The 1371-nt window shown below is 71.0% G+C and carries 1 protein-coding gene and 1 pseudogene; one reads left to right on the top strand and one right to left on the bottom strand.

Going from position 1 to position 1371, the window contains the following annotated elements:
* The coding region (locus tag CCN51_RS57430; RefSeq protein ID WP_143675821.1) for an SCO5717 family growth-regulating ATPase at positions 1-201 on the bottom strand (201 nt) is incomplete at its 3' end.
* A gap of 499 nt (positions 202-700) precedes the next feature.
* Between CCN51_RS57430 and CCN51_RS17170 the strand changes: the two are divergent.
* Positions 701-1371, top strand: a pseudogene (locus CCN51_RS17170) (PQQ-binding-like beta-propeller repeat protein); the annotation flags it as partial.

Genomic DNA, 1371 nt, shown 5'->3' with positions numbered 1-1371 from the left:
AGGCGGAGGCGGCGCCGACGCGCTCCCGCCGGCCCCGGCACCCGGACCGCCCGGCGTCGCCGACGACGAGGCGTTCTGCGTGTACCAGGCAGGCGGGGTGTAATCGATGGTGAATTCGCCCGTGTGCTCGGTCTCCGCGTCGGACCGATCATCGCCGGGTGTGGTTCCGCCCGCGCGGATCTCGTCCCGATCGCTACTCACAATGCCTCCTGGTGTGGTCGAGCACCTTTGAAATTCTTGGCGAGGCCGATCGTTGCCGATCGTTACTGTCGTCCGACCGCTCGGCTTTCCCCGTTGCGACGCCGGGAACCCGAGATCAGGTTCTCCATCGTGCACACCAAGACTAATCACCATGGGCGCTGTGGGGGCAGGCCCGTCCCCGCCCTCAAACCTGTCCGGTACCGGACGCACGTGTCATGGCAACATCCCGTACGCCGCGCGCACACTTTCTCCTTGTACATCTCCGCGCGCTGTGCCCGTCAATACACCCACGGCCCGGCGCGCGTACGGACCGGGCGGCGCCAACAGGTGGCCGCACGACCATCGGTGTACCCCTGCCCCGGGTGATACAAAGATTCCCCGCTCGAATGCCCTTCGTACAGCGGGATCCCGACCGAATCGCTCCTTTCCGGGAGGAACGGCCTTCTGGATCGCGGGGGGAGGCCGACCGGTCCGTGGACCCGGGTAAGAGGTAAGCGCGATGCCGCAGCCGCCCCAGCCCCCCGACCGGCCGCCGTCGTCTCCGGCAGGCGGCGGACGAGAGCGCGACAGACGGCGTAAGTTCCTCGTCGTCGGCGCGGCCGTGGCCGCCCTGCTTGCGACGGGGGCGGGCGTGTGGGCCGCGGTGGGGTACGACGGCGGGCGGCCCGACGCCGGGCCGAGGACGCGGGACACCGGCCGGGCCGGACGGCATACGGACGCGGCCCCGACCGGGCCCAGTGGCGGGACCGGCACCACCAGTGGTCGGCACGGCGGTGAGAGCGGCCCCGACCATGCGCGCCGACCGGGCGACGCGAGGGTGCTGTTCCGGAAACCCGCGCCCCAGGCCCCCAGGACCGGTGCCGACATCCCCGGCTTCTGGGTGATGGACGGTTATGTCGTCAAGTCCGTCCAGAACAGCGTCATCGCCTACGGCGACCACGGCGAGCCCAAGTGGACCGTCAAGCTCCGCGACGCGGTGTGCGCAGTCCCCGAATCCCCCACCGACGGCAAGGTGGTCATCGCCTACCGCGGCGGCGGTAAGGACGAGTGCGGTCGGCTGGCGCTCATCGACCTCGACAAGGGCGTCAAGCTCTGGGACCGGCGCGCCCCGTATACGGCCCCCTCCGAACCGGGCGCCCCCACCCCGGGAGCCGCCACTCAGGGCGCCTC

Origin of the sequence: Streptomyces milbemycinicus (assembly GCF_002154605.1) — a bacterium.
In the GTDB taxonomy this organism is placed as follows: domain Bacteria; phylum Actinomycetota; class Actinomycetes; order Streptomycetales; family Streptomycetaceae; genus Streptomyces; species Streptomyces milbemycinicus.
Note: the sequence above shows the minus strand (reverse complement) of the source record. Positions and strands in the feature narration are given on the sequence as shown.